18 protein-coding genes and 1 pseudogene are annotated in these 19,112 nt (G+C 70.3%); 6 read left to right on the top strand and 13 right to left on the bottom strand.

Annotation, left to right across the window (positions count from 1 at the left end; all coding sequences use genetic code 11):
* Positions 1-33: 33 nt before the first annotated feature.
* From AB0I12_RS00750 to AB0I12_RS00740, 3 genes and pseudogenes are all read right to left on the bottom strand, one after another.
* The gene (locus AB0I12_RS00750; protein WP_359925097.1) at positions 34-810 is read right to left on the bottom strand and encodes a FadR/GntR family transcriptional regulator; all 777 of its coding nucleotides are present in this window, start codon (positions 808-810) and stop codon (positions 34-36) included.
* Between the two features lie 98 nt (positions 811-908).
* Positions 909-1,327 (bottom strand): annotated as a pseudogene (locus tag AB0I12_RS00745) (response regulator transcription factor).
* A gap of 533 nt (positions 1,328-1,860) precedes the next feature.
* Entirely contained in the window at positions 1,861-1,989 is a 129-nt protein-coding gene (locus AB0I12_RS00740; RefSeq protein ID WP_359922579.1) for a hypothetical protein, read from the bottom strand.
* Positions 1,990-2,129: 140 nt separating this feature from the next.
* Between AB0I12_RS00740 and AB0I12_RS00735 the strand changes: the two genes are divergently transcribed.
* Positions 2,130-3,017 (top strand): alpha/beta fold hydrolase, encoded by an 888-nt coding sequence (locus AB0I12_RS00735; RefSeq protein WP_359922576.1) that lies wholly within the window; start codon positions 2,130-2,132, stop codon positions 3,015-3,017.
* 399 nt (positions 3,018-3,416) lie between these two features.
* Here the strand turns inward: AB0I12_RS00735 and AB0I12_RS00730 are convergent, their stop codons facing one another.
* Entirely contained in the window at positions 3,417-3,800 is a 384-nt protein-coding gene (locus tag AB0I12_RS00730; protein WP_359922574.1) for a glycoside hydrolase family 15 protein, read from the bottom strand.
* A 60-nt stretch (positions 3,801-3,860) separates the two neighbouring features.
* Here AB0I12_RS00730 and AB0I12_RS00725 point away from each other — a divergent pair, with 60 nt between their 5' ends.
* On the top strand, positions 3,861-4,073 hold the full coding sequence (locus tag AB0I12_RS00725) for a tyrosine-type recombinase/integrase (RefSeq protein WP_359922571.1): 213 nt from the start codon (positions 3,861-3,863) through the stop codon (positions 4,071-4,073).
* Between the two features lie 39 nt (positions 4,074-4,112).
* On the opposite strand, the gene AB0I12_RS00720 is transcribed toward AB0I12_RS00725, so the two are convergent.
* Complete coding sequence (locus AB0I12_RS00720; RefSeq protein WP_359922569.1) at positions 4,113-5,315, bottom strand: acyl-CoA dehydrogenase family protein; 1,203 nt, start codon at positions 5,313-5,315, stop codon at positions 4,113-4,115.
* Complete coding sequence (locus tag AB0I12_RS00715) at positions 5,315-6,613, bottom strand: acyl-CoA dehydrogenase family protein (protein WP_359922566.1); 1,299 nt, start codon at positions 6,611-6,613, stop codon at positions 5,315-5,317. Before AB0I12_RS00715 ends, AB0I12_RS00720 begins: the two co-directional genes overlap by 1 nt.
* A gap of 63 nt (positions 6,614-6,676) precedes the next feature.
* Here AB0I12_RS00715 and AB0I12_RS00710 point away from each other — a divergent pair, with 63 nt between their 5' ends.
* The 4 genes from AB0I12_RS00710 to AB0I12_RS00695 all read left to right on the top strand — a co-directional run bounded on the left by AB0I12_RS00710 (position 6,677) and on the right by AB0I12_RS00695 (position 10,750).
* On the top strand, positions 6,677-7,660 hold the full coding sequence (locus tag AB0I12_RS00710; RefSeq protein ID WP_359922563.1) for a LacI family DNA-binding transcriptional regulator: 984 nt from the start codon (positions 6,677-6,679) through the stop codon (positions 7,658-7,660).
* A 62-nt stretch (positions 7,661-7,722) separates the two neighbouring features.
* Positions 7,723-8,730 (top strand): alcohol dehydrogenase catalytic domain-containing protein, encoded by a 1,008-nt coding sequence (locus AB0I12_RS00705; protein ID WP_359922560.1) that lies wholly within the window; start codon positions 7,723-7,725, stop codon positions 8,728-8,730.
* On the top strand, positions 8,727-9,716 hold the full coding sequence (locus AB0I12_RS00700; RefSeq protein WP_359922557.1) for a Gfo/Idh/MocA family oxidoreductase: 990 nt from the start codon (positions 8,727-8,729) through the stop codon (positions 9,714-9,716). The genes AB0I12_RS00705 and AB0I12_RS00700 overlap by 4 nt, the downstream gene beginning before the upstream one ends.
* The gene (locus AB0I12_RS00695) at positions 9,692-10,750 is read left to right on the top strand and encodes a methyltransferase domain-containing protein (RefSeq protein ID WP_359922554.1); all 1,059 of its coding nucleotides are present in this window, start codon (positions 9,692-9,694) and stop codon (positions 10,748-10,750) included. The genes AB0I12_RS00700 and AB0I12_RS00695 overlap by 25 nt, the downstream gene beginning before the upstream one ends.
* On the opposite strand, the gene AB0I12_RS00690 is transcribed toward AB0I12_RS00695, so the two are convergent.
* The 7 genes from AB0I12_RS00690 to AB0I12_RS00660 form a co-directional block, all read right to left on the bottom strand.
* Positions 10,740-11,972 carry a sigma-70 family RNA polymerase sigma factor gene (locus AB0I12_RS00690; protein WP_359922552.1) on the bottom strand — a complete coding sequence of 411 codons (1,233 nt, stop codon included), beginning with the start codon at positions 11,970-11,972 and terminating at the stop codon, positions 10,740-10,742. The genes AB0I12_RS00695 and AB0I12_RS00690 overlap by 11 nt on opposite strands.
* Positions 11,973-12,101: 129 nt before the next feature.
* Positions 12,102-12,509 carry a TIGR03668 family PPOX class F420-dependent oxidoreductase gene (locus tag AB0I12_RS00685; RefSeq protein ID WP_359922549.1) on the bottom strand — a complete coding sequence of 136 codons (408 nt, stop codon included), beginning with the start codon at positions 12,507-12,509 and terminating at the stop codon, positions 12,102-12,104.
* Positions 12,506-14,098 (bottom strand): NAD(P)/FAD-dependent oxidoreductase, encoded by a 1,593-nt coding sequence (locus AB0I12_RS00680; RefSeq protein ID WP_359922546.1) that lies wholly within the window; start codon positions 14,096-14,098, stop codon positions 12,506-12,508. The genes AB0I12_RS00685 and AB0I12_RS00680 overlap by 4 nt, the downstream gene beginning before the upstream one ends.
* 135 nt (positions 14,099-14,233) lie before the next feature.
* Entirely contained in the window at positions 14,234-15,061 is an 828-nt protein-coding gene (locus AB0I12_RS00675) for a CoA ester lyase (protein WP_359922543.1), read from the bottom strand.
* A gap of 12 nt (positions 15,062-15,073) precedes the next feature.
* Complete coding sequence (locus tag AB0I12_RS00670; protein WP_359922540.1) at positions 15,074-16,258, bottom strand: CoA transferase; 1,185 nt, start codon at positions 16,256-16,258, stop codon at positions 15,074-15,076.
* On the bottom strand, positions 16,255-18,243 hold the full coding sequence (locus tag AB0I12_RS00665) for an SUMF1/EgtB/PvdO family nonheme iron enzyme (protein WP_359922538.1): 1,989 nt from the start codon (positions 18,241-18,243) through the stop codon (positions 16,255-16,257). Before AB0I12_RS00665 ends, AB0I12_RS00670 begins: the two co-directional genes overlap by 4 nt.
* On the bottom strand, positions 18,240-19,112 hold the full coding sequence (locus AB0I12_RS00660; RefSeq protein ID WP_359925094.1) for a ribokinase: 873 nt from the start codon (positions 19,110-19,112) through the stop codon (positions 18,240-18,242). Before AB0I12_RS00660 ends, AB0I12_RS00665 begins: the two co-directional genes overlap by 4 nt.

The raw sequence follows: 19,112 nt of genomic DNA, 5'->3' as shown, positions 1-19,112 counted from the left end.
AGCGGCAGCGGACGGGCATCGCCTGGCAGCCGGTCAGGCGGTGCCGCCCGCGGGGAAGAGCCGGCTGTGGATCTCCTGCTTGAACTGCTCGAGCGTCGTGTCGATGTGCTCGACCATCAGCGCCACCGCCAACTGCTCGTCACCCGACCCGATCGCGTCAGCGATCGCAGAGTGCTGCCCTGCGGCCACGACCGTCGAGCCTCCGGCCACGCCCGCCAGGCCGATCACGCTGATCTGTCGCTGGAGCCGCTGAACGGAGTCGACACTCGCCGACAGGAACATGTTGGACGACGCGTCTCCGATCGCGCCGTGGAACGCTTCGTCGGCCCGGTTGAACGCCTCGAGGTCGCCGTCCTCCGCAGCCGCCACCGTGAGCTGTGCCGCCTCACGCAGCGCCCGCACCTGGGCCGGAGTGGCCCGCTGCGCGGCCAGCTCGGTCGTCTTCGTCTCCACGAAACGACGGAACTCGAAGATCTCCTCGACCTGACCGAGATCGGTCGGCAAGAAGTGCGACAAGGACTCCCGCCACAAGGCCGCCTCCGGCTCGGCCACATAGATCCCGCGGCCCATCTGCACCGAGAGCCGGCCTAGCGCGGACAGGATCTTGACCGCCTCCCGGACGATGGTCCGGGACATCCCGATTGCCGCCGCGAGATCCTTCTCGGTCGGCAACCGGTCGCCCGGCGCGAGGCGTTCCCGGACGACGTACTCGAGAATCCGCTCGGCCGCGATCTCGTACCCGGGACGGTATCCGCCCTCCGCACCCTCGTGCTGCGTCGCGGATGACAACCGCTCGGACCGGCCCGGCATCACGTCCCCAATCTCCTACTGATCTCCCTCTGGCACATCGGAACCCAAGATACTTCACATCCACACAGCCTTCCGTGATCGATCGATCTGAGCGATGGCTAGCGGCGGATGAGGCCGAGGGTGGTGGCGGTGGCTACGGCGGCGGTGCGGGAGTCGACGCCGAGTTTGGTGTAGACGCGGGCCAGGTGGGACCTCACCGTGCCTTCGGTGAGGTGCAACCGGCCGCCGATCGCCTGGTTGGACAGTCCTTGGGCGACCAGCGCGAGGACCTCGCCTCGCGCCGGGTCAGCGCGGTGCCGGGCGCGCACGGCGGCGACCAGTTCCTCAGGTGGGGCGTCCTTGAGCAGGTAGCCGGTGGCGCCGGCCTCGATGGCGGGCAGGATGTCGGCGTCGCTGTCGTACGTCGTGACGATCACCGTGGCCGCCTCGGCCACCACGTCGATGTCCGCTCGGTCGACAGCACCGCGCGCAAACCTGTCCGGACGATCGGGTGGTCGTCCGCCAGCAGTACGCGGATGGGTACGCCGGTCACGGGCGAACCCGGCCGCTTCAGCGGGCAGCTCGGCCGTCACCGTCGTGCCGTGGCCGGCCGACGCACTCTGGGCACTGGGGCGCATCCCAGCCTGACCCGTCGGCTGGCGAACGGCCGCTCCGAATGCCCCTTCCTTGCCAGTTGCGGTAGCGATAGAGCAAGGCACTCCCCCCGCAGGCCAATAGCAGAACCACTGGAACAGGCAGTACGGACTCGGCGGGTTCAGCATCGTCACCATGACCATGCCGTCGTCAGCGACAACACGCGCGATCTCGCGCAGGGCGCGGCGTACATCGACGTATCGAGCGCCACCACGACGCCGAATTCGCCGCTCTCGAAGGGCATGTCCCCGATGCTGGCAACCGCCGGACGAACATCGTCGGTGTCTCCGGTTCGCTGAGCTACCTGCGTCGGATCATCGCCGGCAACAGGCCGTGATCCGGAGGTCGCCGCGCGGCGACTCGAGCAGCCGCTCCAGCAAGAAACCAGGCCCGCATCCCATGTCGAACTCGATCGATCTACCGCCGGATGAGGTCGAGGGTGGCGGTGGTGGCACCGGCCTCGATGGCCGGCAGGATGTCGGAGCCGGTGTCATACGTGATGACGATGAGCACCCGCCGTGTAGCCGGCGTATTGCAGCTCGACATACTGCCAATCTGCCGAACCTGGCGCAACGGTCATCAGGGGTCGGGTCCGAGACCGCGAACCCTTTCGGGGCGCGGTCCGCTGGTTCCACCTAGCCACTGTTGTCAAGAGGACGTCGCGTGAGGGTGGAGACACTCGCCAGGTGGACCTCGATCACGGCATCGTGGCGTCCGTGAAGCTGCTGACTCCAATCATGGTGATCGCGACGCTGCTCGCGGCCTGCTCGAACACGTCCGGCGGCGGATCGACGGCGCCAACCGATGTGCCTCACGCGTCTGTCTCACCGACACCCACGCAGACGCCGACACCCACGCCGACGCCGACGCCGAGCACCACGACGGAGGCGGACTGCGGTCAAGCCGCCCCGGCAGGGGTCACGGTCCGCGAGTCCATGCTCGCAGCCACCGACGGGGTCCGTCTCAACTCAGTGTCACTGGGTTCAGGCCCACGCGGTGTGGTGATGCTGCATCAGACGGACAACGGTATCTGCGGCTGGTTCGAGTACGGCGGAATCCTCGCCCAACAGGGCTTCCACGTGTTCCTCTTCGACCGGCGGTGCGACGGCAAGTCGACCTGCCCGGGCGGCGACAAGGGCAGCCGGCATGTGGCTGACGTGCAGACCGCGGTCGCCGAGCTGCGTCGACAAGGTGCGCGCAAGGTCGCTGTCGTCGGCGCCTCGCTCGGCGGCTCGGTCGCGATCGGGGCATGCGCCGCGGTGAAAGTCGACGGTTGTGTCGCGCTGTCGCCCGCGCTGTTCGAGTTCCCACTCGGCGACGGGCTCACGGCACAGAAGGCGATCGGCCGCGTCGGCGTACCGCTGCTCGTCGCCGATGCGCCCGACGACCGAAGCAGCCCACTGGCCCAGGTCCGCGCGCTGCTACAGCAGGCCCGTCCCGGAGTGGTCCAGTTCGTCGCGCTCCCAGCCGCCGCCGGGCACGGCTGGGACACCGTCAACGACACCACAGACCCGAGCCGCCGCTCCCAGTTCTCCACCCAGCTGACCGGCTTCTTGAACCACATCCTCACCTGACCATCAGCCCCACGGCGCCCAGGCACCGCGTGCGTGTCTGGTTCGGCAAGTTGCGATCTGCGACTCCTCCGAAGCTCAAGGACCACGCAGGGCTCTCACCCTTGCTTCTGATCGCCATCCTGGTCGCCTGGGCCTGGCGCGGCGACCTGCTGATCCCGCCCTCACACATTCCCCGGACCACGCCGCCATCTCCGCCCCCTGCGTAGGCGGAACGACCACCCCACGACGCTGTACACCACAGCACCGGCCAGGCGCCTATGGTGCAACTGGCCCGAAGGTCGCCACAAATCGGGCGTTTGTGGCACGGCGCAACCTTGGGAAGCGAGTCGGACTACCGGGTGCCCTGTTCAGCGCGGTCGGGCGGGTGCGAGGGCCCGGACCCGCGATCGGGCAGGCACGTCACGAGACAGGCGGGAGGTCCCGGAGCGCGAGGGCAGCCTGGACGAGAGCGGCGTGGGTCAGCGCCTGCGGATAGTTGCCGAGATGCTCGCCGGTCTTGGGGTCCATCTCCTCGGCGTACAGGCCCAACGGGCTGGCGCGGTCCAGCAGTTCGGCGAACAGGTCGACGGCCTCGCGGCGGCGGTCATCAAGCGCAAGCGCTTCAACAGCCAGAAAGAGCAGGGCAGAAACGCGCCCCGGTGCACGGCAGTCCGTCCCGACAAGGAGCGCTTCGTTCCGATGTCGTCTGTGCTGGCCAGGGCGGTCAAGAGTCACATCGAGCGTTTCGGAACAACAACCGTCTCGCTGCCGTGGGAGCGCCTCGTCGGAGAAGTCCAAGACCATGACCTGATCTTCAGCTGGCCAGACGGCCGACACCTCACTGCGCGTCTGAATGACGAACTCGTGTGGAAGCCCGCGCTCGCCGCGGCCGGCGTGATCCCACCGCCGGACAAGGACGCCCGTGGTCGCCGGCGGTCCAAGACCGATCGGACGACCGGCGTACACGCGCTGCGCCACTACTTTGCCACTATCACTCTGGCGGATGGGGTGAACATCAAGGAGCTGTCCGAGTACCTGGGGCACCACGATCCAGGGTTCACGTTGGGACTCCTCTGAACCGAGCGCGAGAGACGGCGGAATCCATTGAAAACAAGGTCATTTCAGCTCAGCTGACGTCTTCCCAAGCAGGCGTCGCGCAACGATGAGCTGTTGGATTTGCTGGGTGCCTTCGAAGATGTCGAGGATCTTGCTGTCTCGGGACCACTTTTCCAGGAGGTGGTGTTCGGAGTAGCCGAGGGTGCTGGTGAGTTCTACGCAGCGGAGGGTGATGTCGTTGGCGGCGCGGCCGGCCTTGGCTTTGGCCATGGAGGCTTGGAGGGAGTTGGGCTGGGCGTTGTCGGCCATCCAGGCGGCCTGGAGGGTGAGGAGGTAGGCGGCTTCCCAGTCTGCCTCCATGGCCAGGTACGTCGCGGCCGCGGCGGGCTGGTGGTGGGTGGGGCGGTCGTAGTCGATCTGTACGCCGGCCTCGGACAGCAGTTCCCGGGTGAGTTCGAGGGAGGCGCGGGCGCAGCCGACGGCCATCGCGGCGACCAGGGGGCGGGTGTTGTCGAAGGTCTGCATGACGCCGGCGAAACCCTTGTCGATGTCCGCCGAGCCGAGCAGGTTCGCGGCCGGGACGCGGCAGTTGTCGAAGCGGATCGTGGCGGTGTCGGAGGCCCGGATGCCGAGTTTGTGTTCCAGGCGCTCGACCGTCATGCCGGGCGTGTCTTTCATGACTACGAACGACTTGATCGCGGCCCGGCCGAGTGACTTGTCGAGTGTCGCCCAGACGACGACCGCGTCGCAGCGGCCGCCCGCGGTGACGAAGATCTTCTCGCCGTCGAGGATGTAGTCGTCGCCGTCCGGCCGCGCGGTGGTCCGGATGTTCGCGGAGTCCGAGCCGCAGTCCGGCTCGGTGATCGCCATCGCGGCCCACACACCCTCGAAGCGTTTCAGTTGCTCGTCGGACGCGACCGACGCGATCGCCGAGTTGCCGAGCCCCTGCCGCGGCATCGACAGCAGCAGCCCGACGTCGCCCCAGCACATCTCCATGATCGACAGCACCGACGACAGGTTCGACCCGTTGACGACGCCGTCCTCCGCGGCCGCGGTCCGTCGTACGCCGGACGCGCCCGCGCCGGAACCGTTGCCCGAGGCACCCAGTCCGTCGACCATCGCGGCCAGCATGTCCAGCTCGACCGGGTAGTCGTGCTCGGCCAGGTCGTAGCGGCGCGAGTTCGGCCGCAGCATCTCGGCCGCGACCTGATGCGCCTGGTTGACGAAGGCCCGGAACTTCCGCGGGGTCTCGAGGTTGATCATCAGACCAGCACCGCACCTTCCAGCACGCCGATCGCCCGGAGGTCGCGGTACCACCGCTCGACCGGATGCTCCTTCACGAACCCGTGCCCGCCGAGCAGCTGAACGCCGTCGGTCCCGATCCGCATGCCCTGCTCGGCGCACAACCGCCGCGCCAGCGCCACCTCGCGCGCGAACGGCAGCCCCTGGGACGCACGCGAGGCGGCCCGGTACGTCACCAGCTTCATGCCCTCGAGCTCGATCCCGATGTTCGCCACCATGAACGCCACCGACTGCCGATGACTGATCGGCTCACCGAAGGCCTCCCGGGAGTTCACGTACGGCATGACGTAGTCGAGCACCGCCCGCGCCGTACCCAACGCCAGCGCGCACCACCCGAGCCGCGACAACCGCACGCACTCGGCATAGTCCTCGACCGTGCCCAGCGGAACCGCCGGTACGTGGGCCAGGATCACCCGCGACAGCGAAGCTGCGCGCAGACCCATCGACGGCTCAGCCTCGATCGTCACACCGGGATGATCCGGCTCGACGACGAACAACCGCGGGCCGGCGTCGGTCTGCGCGCCGATCACGAACAGCTCCGCCTCGGCAGCCCGCGGGACCAACGACTTAACACCGCTCAGCAGCCCGCCCGTGGACCGCGTCTTCAGCTCGAACGGATCGAACAGCGCTCGCGGTTCCAGCAATGCCAGCGCGGCGGCGGGCACCGAGGAGCCGGTGAAGGCCGGCAGGTACGTCGCCTGCTGGGTCTCGTCGCCCCACAACGAGATCGCCGTGCTCACCGCGGACGGCGCCAGGCACGCGACGGCCTGACCCATGTCGCCGTGGGCCAGCGCCTCGGCGACCAGGACGCCGGTCATCGCGGACCGCTCGGTGACGATGCCGCCGAGGTCTTCCGGCACCTCGATCAGGCTCAGCCCGAGCTCGGCGGACGACTCCAGGACCGGCGGGTCGGTCACGCAGGCGGTGTCCGCGGCGGCGGCAGCGGGTCGCAGTACGTCGGCGGCGAACTCGCGGACGACGTCGACCATCATCTGCTGGTCCTCGGTCGGCGTCAGGTCGAACCGGCCGGTGCCACGCGCCGCGGGCAGCCGGGACGGCGCAGCCGGCTTCGAGGCCGCGGCGAACCGCCGCGACAGCGCTCCCGCCGTCCGGAAACCGGTCTTGGTCGCCTCGAACACGGCTCGCTCGGCCGGTTTCCGCAACCCGAACCGGTCGATCGCCCGGGACCGCGCCAGCTTGTTCAGCAGCGCGACGCCGACCCCGATCGCGTCCCGCCTGGTCCGCTCCTGAAGGCTCATGGCTCCACTGTAAACCGAAGTTACAACTCAGGTCACACCGACCGCGGTTGATAGCCTGACGCCATGGCGGTCAGCATGTCCGACGTGGCCCGGCACGCGGGCGTGTCGCAACGCACCGTCTCGAACGTGGTGAACAACTACGTCCACGTCTCCCCCGCGACCCGCGCCCGCGTCCAGGCCAGCCTCGACGCCCTCGGCTACCGGCCCAACACAGCCGCCCGCCGGCTGCGCACCGGTCGCACCGGCACCGTGACACTGGCCGTGCCGTCGTTCCGCGAGCGGTACTTCGCCGATCTCGCCGAGGCCGTCGTCGCCGCCGCCCGGGACCGCGGTACGACGGTGCTCGTCGAGACCACCGGTGGCCGCCGCGACACCGAGTTGGAGCTGCTCCGCGGCGGTGGCGAGGTCCTCACCGACGGCGTGATCATGAGCGCGGTCTCCCTCGGCCGCACCGAGCAGCGCAGCGAGCATCCAGTCGTCCTGATCGGCGACCGCCAGCCGGGCAGCGCGATCGACCACGTCGGCATCAGGAACCGCGAGGCCGCCCAGGCCGCCGTCACCCACCTCCTGGGCACCGGACGGCGGCGGATCCTGCTGCTCGGCGCGAACCACGGCCCGAAACGCTCGTACCAACTGCGCCGCCAGGGCTACCAGGCCGCGCTCAAGAAACACGGCATCGCACTCGACCCCGATCTGCTCGTCGACTGCGACTGGACCACGGCAGCGGCCGCAGCAGCGATCGTGAAGCACTTCGAGAACCTGAAGCCCGACGGCATCTTCGCGATGAACGACTCGGCCGGCCTCGGCGCCCTGCACGCTCTCCGTCGAGCCGGCGTCGACGTACCAGCAGACGTCTCGGTGATCGGGTTCGACGACATCGTCGAGTCGGGCCTCTCCACGCCGACCCTCAGCACGGTCGCCCCGCTGCTCGACGAGATCGCGGCCGGCGCACTCGACCTGCTCGACGAGCAACTCGCCGACGACCACGTCCCGCAGCACCGGATGGCCGGCTACGAGCTCCGCATCCGGGAGAGCACCACCCGCTGACCGGCAGCCGCCACGTCGCGAACCCTTGTGGCCTGGATTTGCTACGTAGTAAATTCCGGCCCATGACGCGTACCGCCCTCGTCCCCAGGTTCACCGGAGCCGGCACCATCGAGTTCGCGCACCACGAGTACCCGGACCCCGGACCAGGTCAGCTCCTGCTCGCCGTGCAGGCCAACGCCCTGTGCGGCACCGACCGCCACCAGTACTGCGAGGGCTCGTCCGTCGTCCCCGGACACGAAGCCGCCGGCACCGTCCTGCAGGCCGGCGACGGCACCAGCACGCCCGTCGGCACCCGCGGCGCCGTGTTCCTGATGGACTTCTGCGGCGACTGCCGCAGCTGCAAGTACGGCGCCACCAACCAGTGCTTCGCGAAACGCGCCGACATGGGCTTCACCCACGACGGCGGGTACGGCCCCTACGAGCTCGTGCACGAGACCAACTTCTTCCCGATCACCGACGACATCGAGATCGGCAACGCCACGATGCTGCTCGACGTGATGGGCACCAGCGCCCACGCGCTCGGCCGCGCCGCGCTCGTCCGCCAGGACGTCGAGAGCGTCTACATCGCCGGCGCGGGCCCGATCGGCCTCGGTCTCACCGTGATGAGCAAACTGACCTACGGCGCGGACGTCCCGGTCTACATCTCGGACGTCTCCCGCTGGCGCCTCGATTTCGCCGAGACGTTCGGCGCGGTCCCGCTGCTTGCCGACGACATCTCCGCAGCCGGCCACCCGGATGTCGCGTTCGATGCCTCCGGCAAGGAGTCGGCGCGCCGCGCCGCTCTCGACATCATCGGCAGACGCGGCGCACTGATCTGCGTCGGCCACGGCGAAGGCGTGACCCTGAACGCCTCCGACGACCTGATCAGTCCCGAGCACGCCGTCCTCGGCAGCGAGTACTTCCGGTACGACGAGATGCCCGGCAACCTCGCGCTCTTGTCGGCGCACCAGGACCTGATCGCCCGAGTGATCAGTCACCGCTTCCCGGTCTCGGACATCGCCGAAGCGTTCCGGCTGTTCCTGGCCGGTGAGACCGGCAAGGTCGTCATCACCCAGGAGGGCGCAGCATGAGGGTCGCGGTCGTCGGTGCAGGCGGTTGGGGCGAGCACCACGCGCGCATCTTCTCCCGGCGCGCGGACACCGAGCTGTGCGCCGTCGTCGGCCGCACGCCCGAGAAGACGCGGGCTCGGGCGGAGAAGTTCGGCACCACGCCGTACACCGATCTCGACCTCATGATGGAGCGTGAACGCCCCGACCTGGTCACGGTCTGCCTGCCGAACGAGGACCACTACGACGTCACGCTGCGCCTCGTGCGTACCGGCGTACCGCTGCTGGTCGAGAAGCCGCTCGTCTTCGACCTGGGCGAGGCCGACGCGCTCCTCGACGCGGCCGGCAACCGGTTCTTCGCGATCAACTTCAACCACCGGTACGCCGAACCCGTGCGCCGCGCGAAGGCCTTGATCGACGCGGGCGAACTGGGCGAGCTGATCTTCGCCACCTGGCGCTTCGGCGGCGAGGCGAACCGCGGCGGGTCCCCGCACGCGAACCTGATCGAGACCCAGTGCCACGGCTTCGACATGCTCGAGCATCTCGTCGGCCCGATCTCCGCGGTCTCGGCGCACATGACCGACAAGACGTACGGCGCGTTCAGCACGGTCGCGCTGGCTCTGGACTTCGAGAACCGCGCGGTCGGCACGATGCTCGGCACGTACGACTCCTCGTACGCCTACCCCGACACGCAGCGGATCGAGATCAACGGCACGAAGGGACGCCTGGTCATCCACGACACCGTCCGCGCGCTGACGTTCTCCAAGCCCGGCGACCCGGTCGAGCAGCGCTGGCATTCGACGTACTTCGATGACGAGGCCCGCGACTTCGCGGGCACTTTCGACCGCCACGTCGACGCGCTGCTCACCGCACTCCGGGCCGGCGACCCACCGCCCGTCCACGCGAGAGCAGGCCGCCGCGCGCTCGAACTCGCGCACGCCGCGATCGACTCGCATGCGACCGGACGGGCAGTACGATCCAATCCATGGACCGGACCAACGCACTCGTAGAGCGCCTCTTCCGGAACGCCGGTGCGGCGCTCGAGCTGTACGCCGTCTACCTCGGCGAGCAACTCGGCCTGTACCGGGCACTCGCCGAGCACGGCCCCGCCACGTCGGTCGAGCTGGCCGGACGCACCCGCACCGACGAGCGCTACATCCGCGAGTGGCTCGAGCACCACGCGGTCAGCGGACTCGTCGACGTCGACGACACCACGGCAGCGCCGACCGAGCGGCGCTACACCCTCCCGCCCGAGCACGTTCCGGTGCTGGCCGACCCGGACAACGTCGACTACCACGGCTACAAGGGCGTCGAGCTCGCCCGCGCGGCGCGGATGCTGCCCGACCTCGTCGAGGCGTACTGCACCGGTGCCGCGCCGCCGCACCAGCCGTGGGAGCCGGAAGGGCGCGCGGAGTTCAACCGGCCGACGTACCTGAACCTGCTGGGCAAGCAGTGGCTGCCGGCGATTCCCGAGATCGACCAGCGGCTCCGCTCCGATCCACCGGCCCGGGTCGCCGACTTCGCCTGCGGCACCGGCTGGTCGTCGATCGCGATGGCGCGGGCCTATCCACGGATCGCCGTGCACGGCCTCGACCTCGACCAGGACGCCATCGCCGCGGCGAGCCGGCATGCCCGCGACACCGGACTGAGCGATCGGGTCAGTTTCTCGGTCGCGAACGCGTCCGACGCCGCGCAGAGCGGTCAGTTCGAGCTGGTCACGATCCTGGAGGCGCTGCACGACATCCCGCGACCGGTCGATGCGCTGCGCAGCGCGCGGCAGTTGCTCGCGCCGGGCGGCTCGGTGCTCGACGAGCTGGTCGAGGACGAGTTCACCGCGCCGGCGTCGGAGCTGGAGCGTTACCACTACGGCTGGAGTCTGATGTCCTGCCTGCCGGAGGCGATGGGCGATCCGGAGTCGGCCGCGACCGGCGCGGTCATGCGCCCCGCGACACTGCGCCGCTACGCCACGGAGGCGGGATTCGCCGAGACGCGGATCCTCCCGTTCCAGACCGCACTGTTCCGCTTCTACCGGCTCATCCCGTGACCATGTCCGCCTTCGCCTGCAGATAACGCTGCTCCGGGAGGCTGGTCGTACGGCGGGCCGCGGCCAAGTAATGCTCGTGGGCCTTGGCCGGATCACCGGCGCGCTCGTACAGGTGGGCCCGGACCGCGTCCAGACGATGGGTCTCGGTGATGAACTTGTCGTCCTCGAGGGTCGCGAGCAGATCGAGGCCGGCCTGCGGACCTTCGACTTGGGCGAGCGCGATCGCGCGGTTGAGCGTCACCATCGGGTTCGGGGCGAGCTTCTCCAGGACCAGGTACAGCGCGAGGATCTGCCGCCAGTCGGTCTCCGCCGCGCTCGGCGCCTCCGCGTGAACGGCGGCAATCGCGGCCTGCAATTGATAAGGCCCGGCGGCGCCGCGGCGCAGCGTCTCCAGGGTCAGGTCGGCGCCCTCGGTGATCTGCGCGCGGTCCCACAACGACCGGTCCTGCTCGTCGATCGGCACCAGGCCGCCGTCGGCCGTCGTCCGCGCGGCCCGGCGCGAATCGGTCAGCAGCATCAACGCCAGCAGGCCCGCGACCTCGCCGTCGTCGGGCAGCGCCGATCGCAGCATCCGGGCCAGGCGGATCGCCTCGGCGGTCAGCTCGACCCGCTGCAACTCCTCGCCAGAGCTGGCGGTGTAGCCCTCGTTGAAGATCAGGTACAGGACCTGCAGTACGACGCGCAGCCGCTCGGCCTGCTCCGCCGGCGGCGGCATCTCGAACCGGCTGCCGGCCGCCTTGATGCTCTTCTTCGCCCGGCTGATCCGCGGCGCCATCGTTGCCTCCGGCACCATGAACGCGCGGGCGATCTCCGCCGTGGTCAGGCCGCCGACGGCCCGCAGCGTCAGCGCGACCTGCGAAGCCGGCGTCACCGCCGGGTGGCAGCACAGGAAAAGCAAGGTCAACGTGTCGTCCGCGTCCGGCGCCTCGTCCACGTCGGCGGCCGGGGAGACCAGCTCCTCCGGGCCGGCCATCGCCGCGACGTTGTCCTCACGCCGCCGCCGCGCGTTCTCACTGCGGAACGCATCCGTGAGCCGACGAGTGGCGACAGTGATCAGCCACCCGCGCGGGTTCGCCGGAACGCCGTCCACCGGCCACTGGGTCGCCGCCGCCAGCAGTGCCTCCTGCACGGCGTCCTCACACAGGTCGAACTGCCCGTGCCGCCGCGCCAGGAACCCCAGCACCTGCGGCGCAAGCTCTCGCAGCAACCCCTCCACGTTCACCCCGCCGAGCCTACGCGCCGAGCAGGGGCCGGATCGACAGGACGTATATGTCCACTGCGCCTCGTCGACGGTCCCGCTGAGCGTGAACGCGGCCGGGCCGGGCGGACACTTCCTGTCGATCGTGCCCGCTCAGGCGTATGACCAGCCCGACCACGCCTCAGCCCGGATCCCGATCACCGGTCCGCGCGGCGGGTCGGCCTCGTACTGCGGGTACTTCGCCGCCAGCAGCTCCACCGCCGCCGCGTGGCTGGGCGTCACCCGCGCGACGCCGTCGACCCGGATCCACCACAGGTGCGTCCAGTCCTCGTCGTACTCGTCCACGAGGACGGCGACGCGCTCGTGTGCCGCGATGTTCCGCAGCCGCTTCAGCGCGGTCGTCGACTTCGGCTTCTGATCGACCGCGATGAACAGTTCGTCACCGTGAACGACGTACGTCACCGGCACCACATGCGGCCGCAGATCCGCCCCGACCGTCGCCAACCGCCCGACCCGAGCAGCCGCCACCCGAGCCCTGCAGGTCGCCTCGTCGAGTCTCACTTCTGCAGGTGGCGGAGGGTGGCGGTGGGGAGTTTGCGGGTGAGGGGGCCGAGCAGGGAGGCGTCGCGGAGGGCGGTGCGGGCGGCGAGGTGGCCGCAGGCGCCGTGGACGCCGCCGCCGGGGTGGATCGCGGAGCTGCCCAGGTACAGGCCGTCGACGAAGGTGCGAGCGCTGCCCAGCCCGATCGTCGGCCGGAAGATCAGCTGCTGGTGGAGTTGCATCGTGCCGCCGCCGACGGCGCCGAGGCCGAGGGCGGCGTTCCCGGACTCCAGCCCCGACGGGCGCTGCAGGTCCCGCGCGACGACCAGGTCGCCGAACCCGGGCGCGAACCGCTCGATCGCGCGCTCCATCCGGCCGGCCAGCTTCTCAGCGGATGCGTCGTCGGCGACACCGCGCGGCAGGTGCGCGTACGCCCAGACCGCTTCGGCGCCGTCCGGCGACCGGGTCGGATCCGACTTCGTGGTCTGGCCGATCAGCAGGAACGGCTGGGACGGCACCCGCCCGGTGTCGAGGTCGGCGGACAGGTGGACCAGGTCGTCGGCGGTCCCGGCGAGGTGTACGACGCCCGCCGACCGCGCCTCGGGTGACAGCCACGGGATCGGGCCGCTCAGCCGGAAGTTCAGCTTGACCGTCGGGTAGTCCCACTCGAACCGCTCGTCGAGATCCCGGCGCAGACCGGCCGGAACGAGTGCCTCAGGCAACAATTCGCGGTACAGCACCGGCGCGGACGTGTCCGCGACCACGGCCCGCTCGACGGCCACCGTCTCCCCCGAGGCCGTGTGGACGGCGGTCACTCGGCCCGCCGACACCTCGACGCCGGACACCGGCGCGCCGCCGACCAGCAGCGCGCCTGCCCGCTCGGCCCGTCGTACGAGCGCGCCGGAGAAGGCCGAGGATCCGCCCGCCGCGACCGGGAAGCCGACGTCCTGGGCGAGCATCGCGAGCAGCCAGCCCATCGTGCCGCTGACGGCGCCCGACAGCGACGCGTCCGCGTGCAGCGCGTTCCCGGCGATGATCGCCGGGCCGTGCCGCCCGTCGAACAGTTCCTGGCCCATCCGGTGCATCGGCATCGCCATGAACCGCGCGAACCGGAGCAGCTCCCCCGGCGAACCGAGCTTCCGGGCCAGCTGCACGCCCGGGCCGATCGGCGGCCAGGTGGTCAGCAGCGCCTTCAGCAACGGCTCGCGGATGGACACGTACTGCTGGTAGAGCCGCAACCATGCGTCACCGTCGCCCGGGTGCTCGGCGCCGAGCGACTTCGCGGTGTCCTCCGGATCCGGGTGGATCGCCGCCGCGGAGCCGTCGGTGTCGAGCAGATGGACCAGCGGCAGCGGAGCGTGCGCCCACTTGAGGCCGAACTTCTCCAGCTCCAGCGCCCGGATCACCGGTGACGCGACCCCGAGGGGATAGTTCGAACTGAAACGATCGCTGATCCAGCCGCCGTCCTCGGTCGACCGGACGGCGCCGCCGAACGTGTCGGCGGCCTCCAGCACCAGCACGTCCCAGCCGGCGTCGGCGAGCGTGATCGCGCTCACCAGCCCGTTCGGCCCCGAACCGATCACCACGGCATCAACACTGCGCGGGAGCATACTTCGACCTTAGCCGACCACGCCCCGCGGACCTGTATCACTCACCAACACGCGCCGAGCGACGTCTAGGGCCCTCGCTTGAGCGGACGCCGGCCCAGCTGCCGCAGGTTGCTGAGTGGTGGGGGTCCGGGCCGGTCAGCCCCGGTGGGACTCGATCTCCTGCATCAGCGTGGTGAGCTCGCGGGCTCGGCCGATCATTGCCGGGTCGGCCATGCGGCCGTCCGGTAGCACGATCACTCCGCCGTTCGCGATGTCTGCCTTTTCGACCGCGTCCAGCAGTTCCTGCGCGGCGGCGACCTGGGCGGGGGCCGGGGTGAACGCCTCCACGATCGTCGGCAACTGCCGCGGATGGATTGCCGTACGGCCGACGAAGCCCAGCGCCCGGCCTTCCTGTGAGGTCTTTCGCAGGCCGTCCAGGTCGTTGACGTTCGGGTAGACCGACATCATCGGGGCACCCAGGCCCGCGGCGCGGGAGGCCGAGACGAGCCTGCCGCGCGCCCACATCAACCCCTCCGAACCGTCCACGCCGAGCGCGCTGGACAGATCTGCCTCGCCGAGCGCGACCGCGATCAGCCGCGGGTCCGCGGTGGCGATCTCGAACGCCCGCTCCAGACCCATCGGGGACTCGATCAGCGCGGTGATCCTTGCCGACGGCACCTTGTCCAGCACCGCGTGGACGTCCGCCGCGCTCTCCACCTTCGGCACCCGCAACCGCACCTGCGGTACGGCGCGGATCGCCGCCAGGTCATCCTCGATCCAGGGCGAGTCCAGCGCATTCACCCGGATCTCGACCGGCCCGCGGGCGTTCGCGGCGACCCAGGCGACCGCCCAGCCGCGCGCATCCGCCTTGTCGGCGACCGGTACGGCGTCCTCCAGATCGAACACCACCAGATCGGGGCCCGCGGCAACAGCTTTCGCGAACCGGTCCGGCCGGTTGGCCGGTACATACAGTGCGGTCAGCACCTCAACGCCCCCTCACACCACTCCAGCTGCTCGCAGCGCCGCCACCTGGTCCGGCGTCACACCGATCTCGGCGAGCACCTCGTCGGTGTTCGCACCGTGCGGCCGGCCGGCCCACTTGATCTCCCCCGGCGACTCGGACAGCCGGAACAGCACGTTCTGCATCTGCACCGGGCCCAGCTCGTCGTCGTCCACGCTGACGATCGTCCCGAGCGCGGCGTACTGCGGGTCGGTCATGATCCCGCGGATGTCGTGCACCGGCCCGACCGCAGCCTCGGCCTTCTCGAACTCCTCCATCACGAGCTCCAGCGACCGCGCCGCGATCCACGACCCGACCGCCTCGTCGAGCTCGTCGGCGTGCTGGGCGCGCTCGCGCCCGGTCGCGAACCAGGGCTGCGCGACCAGATCGGGGCGCCCGACCAGCGTCAGCACGCGCTCGGCGATGCTCTGCGAACTGGTCGACACCGCCACCCAGCGGCCGTCCGCGGTGCGGTAGACGTTGCGCGGAGCGTTGTTCGACGAGCGGTTCCCCAGCCGCGGCTGCACGTACCCGGTCTGCTGGTACGCCGTGATGCCGCCGCCGAGCATCATCAGGATCGGCTCGATGATCGCCATGTCGATGACCTGCCCGGCCCCGGACCGGTCCCGTTCGTGCAGCGCGACCAGGACGGCGTACGCCGTGGCGAGCGCGGTGATCCCGTCCGCGAGGCCGAACGGCGGCAGCGTCGGCGGGCCGTCCGGCTCGCCGGTGACCGCCGCGAACCCGCTCATCGCCTCGGCCAGCGACCCGAACCCGGGACGCCGCGACCACGGACCGACCTGCCCGAAGGCCGTCACCCGCGCGATCACCAGCCGCGGGTTCGCCTCCAGCAGCACGTCCGGGCCGAGGCCCCAGCGCTCCAGCGTCCCGGGCCGGAAGTTCTCCACCAGGACGTCGTGCTGCCGGACCAGGTCGAGGAACACGTCCCGGCCGCGGGACAGGTCGAGCGTCGCGAGCCGCTTGTTCCGGCCGAGGGTCTTGAACCAGAGCCCGACACCGTCCTTCGAGGCGCCGTGCGTGCGCGCCGCGTCCGGCCGGGACGGGTGCTCGATCTTCGTGACGTCGGCGCCGAAGTCGCCCAGGAAGGTCGCTGCCAGCGGCCCCGCGAACAGCGTCGCCGCCTCCAGCACCTTCACCCCGTCGAGTGGAGCAGGTCTCATTTCGCGCACCTGAAGCCGATGTTCTCCGAGCGGTCGAGGCCGCCGCCGGTCAGCACCAGCTTGAAGCTGACGTCCGGCTCCTGCGGGCCGCCGTCGGCGTACCAGTCGGAGCCCTCGGCGACGTAGTGCGAGCCGCCCTTCAGGATGCAGAACCGGCTGCGTCCGTCGCGGTGCTCGCTCTCGGTCAGGTTCCACACCAGCGGCTCGCGCCGGGTGAACCCCTCGGCGAGCGCGGCGAGCTGCCACTCGTCCTCGCTGGGCAGCCGTCCGCCACGCCAGGCGGCATACGCCCGGGCGTCCGGCAGGTCGACGTACGTCACCGGCTGGTCCTCGGTCCCGGGAACGGGCACGCCGTCGACCCAGTGCTTCAGGAACCGGTTCGCGACCAGCGGACGGTAGCCGGTCGCCTGCAGGAACGCCAGGTACTCCGCGTTGGTCACCTCGGCGACAGCCACCGAGCATCCCGGCAGCGACACCTCACGCGTCACCGTCTGGATGTCGTGCAGGCGAGGCGGCAGCGGCTTCCACTCCTCGACGTACGGCGCGGTGTCGTACAGGCCGGTCTCGCGCCGCCGGTGCCGGACGATCAGCGTCTGCTCCCCCGCCGGCACGTCGACCGTCGGGCCGATCTCGGCGGGACCGGCGACCGGTGGTGCGACGACCCGCTCGGCCGGCCGCATCGGGAACGCGGACTCGTCGACATGGGCGCGCGGCATCGTGCCCAGCCGGCGCGCGGTGGCCCGGCAGGAGGCGCCGGCGGTGGCGCCGACACGGACGATGCCGGCCACGCCGCGACCCGGTACGACGAGATGGACACCGTCGTCGTCCGCGGTGATCGGGACGCCCGTCGTCACGTCGTACCAGTCGCCGACCTGGTCCTCGGAGCGCAGCACGATGCCCTCGAAGTCCTCGTCGTGACGGTTGATCAACGTCCAGAACGTGATGTCCGCCAAGTCGAACCGGGACCCGTGGACGCCGTGGTCGCGGGCCTTCTCCGGGATCTCCGGCGTCAGCTGGATCCAGTCGCCGTTGATCAGCACCGGCGCGAACGCCCGCTGCGCGGCGACCATCCGGCGCAGCGTCGCGCGGTCGCGGGCGTTCCACCCGACCCACGCAGAGAACACCGACTCCCAGACCAGCATGCCAACGCCGTTCACCCAGGCGGACTGCAGCTCGTCGCTGTGGTCACGATTCCACCGGCGGGTGTGGTGCATCATGTGCCGCCGCTCGAACAGGTGCGCCCGCAGCACGCCGGGCGCGTGGGTGTCGGCGAACCACTGCGCCCAGGACAAGGCATGGTCGCCGATCCTTGCCATCGGCAACCGTGACTCGCCCTCCAGCGCGATCGCCGGGTTCGCCTGCCGGATCGCGCGGGTGAACGCCGGGTCGCCCTCCTTCAGCGTGTCCAGGAACACGCCGTCGACCGTGTAGTCGGTGACCAGCGCGGCGAACTCGTCGGCGTCCGAGCCGTCCGCACGGCGGGTGCCGACGTCCCACGGGTTGTAGTCGAAGAACACCTTGAGGCCGAGCCGGTGCAGGTCGTCGATCAGCTCGCGCAGCCCGGGGACGTCGCGGTAGAAGTCGAACTGGTTGCGGTCGTCGATCCCGATCACCGGGTACGCGTGCCAGAGCACGATCGCGTCGTACCCGCCGAACTCGGCGATGCCGTGCTCGACGAACTTCTCCGGAGTGAACTTCCCGGTCTCAACGTCGTAGAGCAGGTCGTCCCAGAGCCAGACCAGCGCCACCGAGTACGCCGTCTGAGTCCATTCCCGACCGGGTTCGTCGTAGTGCGAGCCGTCGTACCGGGTCCGTTCGAAGGCGCCGAACCGCCACTCGGCCAGCTTGGCGCGCCACCGCGGCAGGTCGGCGGGGTCCTCCGGGGCGCCGAGGATCTTGGCGTCGTCCAGGAACGACAGGTCGGCCCGGGGCCCGAGATCGACCTCCGCCGGAAGGTCGATGGGCCGCGGTTCGAGCGGATTCACAGGTACACCTCCGCATAACGCGCGTCGATCGCATCCCCGTGCGGCACGGAGGGAATCGCCCCCGCAGCCTGAACACTCAATGAAGCAGCAACGTTAGCGCGTCGGACCGCGTTCGTCAGGTCGCTTGCCGTGATCGAGTCGTTAGTTGATTCGGCAGCCAACGTGGCGACCAGTACTCCGCAGAACGTGTCTCCCGCCGCGGTCGTGTCCACGACCTCGACCGGTACGCCGGGAACCGCGATCTCGTCGGCCTCGCGGGTCAGGATCACCGCGCCCGCCCCGCCGAGCGTGACCACCGCGGCGGGCACTTGCTTCAGCAGCGCGGACCGGTCCGGCCCGGCGATCGCCTCGGCCTCGGTCTCGTTCACCACCAGCAGGTCCACCTCGGCGAGCAGCTCGTCCGGGAGCTCCGCGGCCGGTGCCGCGTTGAGCACGAAGTACTTCGCCGCCGCGGCCGCCGCCTGCACCGTCGGGAACGGGATCTCCAATTGGGAAAGGACAATTTTCGCATCGCCGATCGCGGTCAGCGCGGCCGCGGACAAGGTCAGCTCGCCGTTCGCGCCCGGGGCGACGACGATCGAGTTCTCACCGCCGTCCTCGACCGTGATGATCGCCGTACCCGTCGGGGCGTCGCTGGTCGTCGCCAGCGACAGGTCCACACCCTCGAGCGCGTCGCGCAGCAGTGCGCCGCCGTCGTCGTCACCCAGCGCGACCACCATCGCCGTCCGGGCGCCCGCGCGGGCCGAGGCGACCGCCTGGTTCGCGCCCTTGCCGCCCGGACCACGGGTCATCGCACCGGCGAGAACCGTCTCACCCGGTCGCGGAATGCGCTGAACCGGCAACACAAGATCCACATTCGCGCTCCCCAC

It is taken from the genome of Kribbella sp. NPDC050459 (genome assembly GCF_040655315.1).
Lineage (GTDB): Bacteria > Actinomycetota > Actinomycetes > Propionibacteriales > Kribbellaceae > Kribbella.
The sequence above is the reverse complement of the archived record's forward strand: the minus strand, read 5'-3'. Positions and strand labels throughout refer to the sequence as shown.